The sequence below is a fragment of the Micromonospora sp. NPDC047753 genome, assembly GCF_040642735.1.
GTDB lineage: Bacteria > Actinomycetota > Actinomycetes > Mycobacteriales > Micromonosporaceae > Micromonospora.
The window spans coordinates 1-6,303 of the sequence record NZ_JBEYSL010000400.1; the positions used below are offsets into that span (position 1 = coordinate 1).

Genomic DNA, 6,303 nt, shown 5'->3' on the forward strand with positions numbered 1-6,303 from the left:
TCCTGGATGCGGACCATATTGCCCGCCGGGTCCCGGAAGGCACAGTCGCGCACGCCGTACGGCTGATCGGTCGCCGCCGGCCAGCTCGGTCTGATCCTGCTGCTGTCCGGCCCGGCGGAGCGCCTGCTGCGCCGCACCGGCCCCTGGTCGCTGGTGATCGGCGTCAACCTCGTGGTGCTCACCGTCTTCCTCTGGCACCTGACCGCCGCGATCCTGCTGATCGGAGTGCTCGACGCGATCGGGGCGCTGCCCACCCCGGTGGTCGGCAGCGCCGCCTGGTGGACCTGGCGGGTGCCGTGGTTGCTGCTGCTCAGCGTCGTTCTGGCGGTGCTCGTCGCCATCTTCGGCCGGGTGGAGGCGCGCAGCGGCCGGCATCGCACCGGGCGTCGGACCGGTCGAGGCACGCCAGCCCGAACGGCCTCGACGGTGGCTGCCTACGCCGCCGTGGTGGTGGCGCTGCTGCTCAACAGTGCGACGGCCTCCCGCGCCCCGGAGCCGCTCGGCACACCCGTCCCGGCACTGGTGGCGTACCTGGCCGGGGCGGGCGTGCTGCGACTGCTCAGGTCTGGGTGGGGAACCCGAGGTTGACCCCGCCGTGCCGCGGATCCAACCAGCGGCTGGTGACGACCTTGCCCCGGGTGAAGAACCGCACCCCGTCCTCGCCGTGCGCGTGCAGGTCACCGAAGAGCGACGACTTCCAGCCGCCGAACGAGTGGTACGCCATCGGCACCGGGATGGGCACGTTGATCCCGACCATGCCCACCTCCACCTCGTGCTGGTAGCGCCGGGCCGCCCCGCCGTCGTTGGTGAAGATCGCCGTGCCGTTGCCGTACGGGCTGGCGTTGACCAGGTCCACCGCCTCGTCGTACGAGTCGACCCGGACCACGCTCAGCACCGGCCCGAAGATCTCGTCGGTGTAGATCGACATGTCCGGGCTCACCCGGTCGAACAGCGTCGGGCCGAGCCAGAAACCGTCCGGGTCGCCGTCCGGCGTCACGTCCCGCCCGTCCACCACCGGCACCGCGCCGGCGGCGACACCGGCGTCCACATAGGAGCGCACCTTCGCCGCGTGCGCGGCGGTCACCAGTGGGCCCATGTCGCAGCCCCGTCGGCCGTCGCCGGTGCGCAGACCGGTCACCCGCGCGGCGATCCGCTCGACCAGCGCGTCCGCCACCGGCTCCACCGCCACCAGCACCGAGATGGCCATGCACCGCTCCCCCGCCGAGCCGAACCCGGCGTTGACCGCCGCGTCGGCGGCCAGGTCCAGGTCGGCGTCCGGGAGCACCACCATGTGGTTCTTCGCCCCACCGAGCGCCTGCACCCGCTTGCCGGCGGCCGTTCCGCGTTGGTAGACGTACCGGGCGATGGGGGTGGACCCGACGAACGACACCGCCCGCACCTCCGGGTGTTCCAGCAACGCGTCGACCGCCTCCTTGTCGCCGTTGACCACGTTGAGCACCCCGTCGGGCAGGCCCGCCTCGGCGAACCACTCGGCCAGCAGCAGCGCCGCGCTCGGGTCCTTCTCGCTCGGCTTGAGCACCACCGCGTTGCCGCAGGCCACTGCCACCGGCACGAACCACAGCGGCACCATCACCGGAAAGTTGAACGGCGAGATCACCGCGACCACGCCGAGCGGCTGCCGGATGGTGTACGAGTCGACCTCGGTGGACACGTTCTCGCTGAACGCGCCGCGCAACGCCGACGGCAGGCCGCACGCGTACTCGATGACCTCCAGGCCGCGCTGCACCTCGCCGGCGGCGTCGGCGAGCACCTTGCCGTGCTCGGCGGTGATCACCTCGGCGAGCCGGTCCCGCCGGGTGTGCACCAACTCCCGGAAGGCGAACAGCACCGCCGACCGCCGGGCCAGCGACGCGTCCCGCCACGCCCGCGCCGCGCGGGCGGCGGCCTGCACCGCCACGTCGACGTCCGCGGTCGAGGCCAGCTCGACCTCGGCGGTACGCCGACCGGTCGCCGGGTCGAACACGTCGCCGCGCCGCTGCGACGTGCCGTCGACCCGCTTGCCGTCGATGAAGTGACCGATGCTCATGCCGCCACCCCCGCAGCCGAACGGATCGCGTCGACGAGGATCGCCAGGCCCTCACGGGCCTCCTCCTCGGTCAGCGTCAACGGTGGCCCCATCCGCAGCACGTTGCCGTGGAGGCCGCCCTTGCCGGTCAGCAGGCCACCGTCGCGGGCGGCTTCGAAGACCCGGTTGGTCAGCGCCGGATCCGGCTCGCTGCCGCCCGGCCGGACGAACTCGACGCCGAGCATCAGCCCCTTTCCGCGTACCTCGGCGACGCAGTCGAGCCCGCCCACGGCGGACCGCAGGCCGTCGGCGAGGATCGCGCCGACGCGGGCCGCGTTCGCCTGGAGGTCGTGCGCGATCAGGTAGTCGAGCACCGCGTTGCCGGCCGCCGTGGAGATCGGGTTGCCGCCGAAGGTGGAGAAGCTGATGGCCGGCACCGCCTGGAGCACGTCGGCCCGACCGACCACCCCGGCCAGGGCGAACCCGTTGCCGATGCCCTTGGCGAAGGTGAGCAGGTCGGGGGTGACGCCGTGCGCCTGGTAACCCCAGAAGTGCTCCCCGGTGCGCCCCCAGCCGGTCTGCACCTCGTCGGCGATGAACAGGATGCCGTGCTCGTCGAGCACCTTCTTCCAGCCGGCGAAGAGCCCGTCCGGCGGGTGCACGAAACCGCCCACGCCCTGGATCGGCTCGGCGATCAGCGCCGCCACGTCGCCGGCGGTCTGGGTGGCCAACACCTCGCGCAGGTCCTCCACCGCCGCGTCGACCTGCTCGTCGGCGCTGAGCCGGGCCAGCAGACCCCGCACCCGGTCACCGGAGTGCAGCCAGGCCACCTGGAGCGGGTTGAGGCCGCTGGCCGACCAGGTGCGGTTGCCGGTGACGCCCATCGCCGCGAACGACCGGCCGTGGTAACTGTTGCGCACCGCCAGGATCTGGTGCGAGCGGCGGTGGTTGGTGGCCACCAGCAGCGCCGCCTCGTTCGCCTCGGTGCCGGAGTTCGTGAAGAACACCCGGGCGTCCGGGATGCCGGAGCGCTGGGCGATCTTCTCGGCCAGCTCCACCTGTTGACGGATCAGGTAGAGCGTCGAGGTGTGCACGATGCCGGTGGCGAGCTGCCGCTCGACGGCCTCCCGGATCTCCGGGATGTCGTACCCGATCATGTTGGTCAACACGCCGCCGAAGAAGTCCAGGTAGCTGCGCCCCTGCGCGTCGGTGACCCGGCGGCCCGAGCCGGAGATCAACTCGATCGGCTCGGCGTAGTACAACGGCATCCAGGACGGGAGCACTGCCCGGTGCCGGGCCAGCAGGTCGTCGGTCATCGTGGCAACCCTTCAGCGGCGTTCGTGGATACCGCACGCTCCCACCGTCGGCCGATGCGAACAACTGTCAGCCTGTAGCGCATGGACGTCCCGACCTGACAGCACGTCAACGGTTTCCACGGCCCCGGGCAGCTTTCACTGCTGTTCTGCGCAGCATTGACGGGATACTTCCACTCGATCCGCACCTTGGCCGGTCGGCAGGTGCAGGGCGGCGGCGACCACCGCGAACGCCGCCCAGCCGGCGCCCAGCGCCGCGGCTGACGAGACGTCCTGAAGGTAGTGGTACGCGGTGAGGAAACCGACCAGAGCGAGGCTGTTGCGGGCGAAGTGCCGGCCGAACTCGGCCAACTGCCGGCGGGCCTCCACGGCGACCAGCACCCCCGAGTACGGGAACGTCACCACCATGCCGCGCAGCACCGCGCCGAGCAGCGCGGTCAGGACCGCCCCGACGAAGATGACCACCAGCTTGAGCAGCACCGGTAGCCCGTCCGGCCGGGTCTCCGCGACGGCGACCGTCTCCTCCGCGGAAGCCCCACGTCGGCGGGCGCGGCGGCGCAACCACAGGATGGCCGCCAGCCAGAGCACGAGCGTGCTGGCGAGGGCCGCCTCGAACGGGATGTCGACGGCCAACAGGCCGGCGCTCAGCGCCACGTAGACGGCGATCCCCGCGACGTCGGCGAGCAGGATCGGCCACCGCCACCGCTGGTGGGTGACGGCCACTGTGACGAAGAAGAGGTTGAGCCCGAGCACGCCGAGCACCTGCACGCCGTCCACCCGATACCCGGTGCTGACCAGTGCGAGCGTCATCGGCAGCGGCAGGCTGTAGACCAGCGCGCGGAGCCGGACGGAGCGGATCACGCTGACCGCCCAGACCACGGCCGTCACCAGCAGGACCGCGCTCCACGTCATGGCTCACCCGCTCCCGCCCCGGTGAGGGCCGTCAGTCCTGGAAGGTCGCGGCGTTGGCGCAGAGGTCGAACACGCGGGTGAGTCGAGCGACGTCCGTCCGGTTGACCGAGAACTGGTTCTCGCCGATCTCGCCGTGCGCGGTCATGTGGGCCTCCCAACAGCTCGACCCGTCCCAGAGTGTCAAGTTCACGTGCAGGTGCGGACTCACCACCCCGAGAGGCAGCAGACCCACCCGCGCCCCGGCCGCGCGCTGCATCTGCACCAGGGCGGACAGATCATCGGTCAGCGTGGCGTAGACGAAGACCCGCGTGATCTGGACGCCCCGTTGCAGGGCGTCCAGGTTGGCCTCCCAGTAGCGCCGGCCGATCTCACTGCGCCACCAGCTCAACTCCCCGCTCACCCGGGGCATCACGTTGGTCAACGCGTCGAGCCGGCGTACGCAGGCCCGGGTCGCGCCGACCAGATCCTCGTCCTCGTCACCGCGCCGGATGATCCGACCGTCCGCGAGCTGCTCGGCCTCCAACCGGAACTGCTCGTAGCGCCGCTGGGCCTCCACCGCGACCCGGGTGCCCGCGTGCTGCTCGGCCGCCTCCCGCATGGCCCCGGCCAGCTCCGTTGTGGTGCGGACCAGCCAGGGCGGGCCGTCCAACAGGGTGCGCAGGTGGAAGCGGCGCTCCGCGCGGGCCAGTGAGTCGACGAGCAGCGAGATGGTGATGCCCATCAGGCCGGCCAACAGCGACTCCACCCCGGAGGCGGCGTTGCTGAGGTCGAGCACGACGCTGAGGAAGATCGACAGCGTGATGCCGACCAACGCCACCGGGTCGGTGTGCGCCACCAGACGAACGAAGCCCGCGCCGGAGCCGCCGCCCTCCCGTAACCGCTGACGGGCCACGTCACGAGACATCGGGATCCCCCCATCAGCGGCTCCCGCCAGCGTAGACAGCAACCACAACCAGCAGCCCTGACGCGGCGGGCCGGTAGCATCCGGCAGGTGCACAGAGCGGACGGGCCACCGTCGACCGGAACGGACGACGAGCGGATCACGGCGGACATCCGGGCCTGGGTCTGCTCCACCCCGATCCGCGGCCTGGTCGCCCACTTCGGCGGCACCTGGCCCGACGGTGACCTCACCGACGTGCTCCGCTACCTCGACGACTTCTCCGCCCGTCACTGGGACTTCCGCGGCGGCCGGGAACGGCCCGACGCCCGGGAGCCCGACCTCGACCCGGCCGCCGCGACCCTCGTGCTGGACGCGGCTGCCGCGCTCCGGCTGATCCGCCCGGTGCCACCGGCCCGGTCGGCGTACGCCCACCTGGTGGTGCTGGGCGGCCTGGCGCCCGCCTGCGTACGCCGCGTCGGCTACGCCGCGCACCTGCTGCGCGCCGGCCTACCGGTGAGCGGCGAGGTCGCCGTGCTGGGCAGCTTCCGACCGCTGTCGGACTGGGAACGCCGCACGCTCGCCGACGCGGGCCTGCCGGCCGACGAGACCGAGGTCGACGTGCTGGACGCCGCCGTCCGCCGGGTGTTCGAGGTGGCCGCCCCGGCGGAGCAGGACGGCGTCGACGCGGGACACCCGCACCACTCCTGGTCCTCGCGGACCTACCGACCGGCGGGCCTGCCGCCGGTACGGGTACTCGCCGCGCCGTCCAGCGAACCGGACCGGCGGCGGGCGCACACCGCCGACACCCAGCGGTTCTGGGCCGGGCACGCGCAGCTCGCCCCGGGCGACGAGGTGCTGATGGTCACCGCGCCGATCTACGTGCCGTTCCAGCACTGCGACGCGCTGCGCACCCTGGCCCTGCCGTACGGGTGCGCCATCGACACGGTCGGGGTGGATCCGGCACTGGCCGACCTGGCGGTGCTGCCCGAGCAGACGCTCACACCGGGGCGCTACCTCCAGGAGATCCGCTCGGCCATCCGGTCGATGCGCGCCCTGCACGCGGCGCTGGCCGCCGGCTGACCCGCGCACGGTCGAGCCATGCCGTGCCCCCGTCTCCCTGGTCCGCGCCCTGACCTGGCGCCGGTACCGCTGAGAAGAATCTACGCCGGGCC

General features: G+C 72.4%; 5 protein-coding genes and 2 pseudogenes. 2 read left to right on the forward strand and 5 right to left on the reverse strand.

Annotated elements, in window-relative coordinates:
- Positions 1–71: pseudogene (locus ABZ749_RS26580) on the reverse strand (VOC family protein); the annotation flags it as partial.
- On the opposite strand from ABZ749_RS26580, the pseudogene ABZ749_RS26585 reads away from it, so the two are divergent.
- Positions 67–588: pseudogene (locus ABZ749_RS26585) on the forward strand (acyltransferase); the annotation flags it as partial. The pseudogenes ABZ749_RS26580 and ABZ749_RS26585 sit on opposite strands and share 5 nt — an antisense overlap.
- On the opposite strand, the gene ABZ749_RS26590 reads toward ABZ749_RS26585, so the two are convergent.
- From ABZ749_RS26590 to ABZ749_RS26605, 4 genes are all read right to left on the reverse strand, one after another.
- Positions 560–2,047: a CoA-acylating methylmalonate-semialdehyde dehydrogenase gene (locus ABZ749_RS26590; RefSeq protein ID WP_357232605.1), complete on the reverse strand. Its 1,488-nt coding sequence runs from the start codon at positions 2,045–2,047 to the stop codon at positions 560–562. The pseudogene ABZ749_RS26585 and the gene ABZ749_RS26590 overlap by 29 nt on opposite strands.
- Positions 2,044–3,342, reverse strand: coding sequence for an aspartate aminotransferase family protein (locus ABZ749_RS26595; RefSeq protein WP_357232608.1), 1,299 nt, complete (start codon positions 3,340–3,342; stop codon positions 2,044–2,046). Before ABZ749_RS26595 ends, ABZ749_RS26590 begins: the two co-directional genes overlap by 4 nt.
- 135 nt (positions 3,343–3,477) lie before the next feature.
- Positions 3,478–4,251 (reverse strand): hypothetical protein, encoded by a 774-nt coding sequence (locus ABZ749_RS26600; protein WP_357232611.1) that lies wholly within the window; start codon positions 4,249–4,251, stop codon positions 3,478–3,480.
- Positions 4,252–4,282: 31 nt separating this feature from the next.
- Entirely contained in the window at positions 4,283–5,155 is an 873-nt protein-coding gene (locus tag ABZ749_RS26605; RefSeq protein ID WP_357232614.1) for a hypothetical protein, read from the reverse strand.
- Between the two features lie 87 nt (positions 5,156–5,242).
- On the opposite strand from ABZ749_RS26605, the gene ABZ749_RS26610 reads away from it, so the two are divergent.
- Positions 5,243–6,211 carry a hypothetical protein gene (locus ABZ749_RS26610; protein ID WP_357232617.1) on the forward strand — a complete coding sequence of 323 codons (969 nt, stop codon included), beginning with the start codon at positions 5,243–5,245 and terminating at the stop codon, positions 6,209–6,211.
- Positions 6,212–6,303 lie beyond the last annotated feature (92 nt).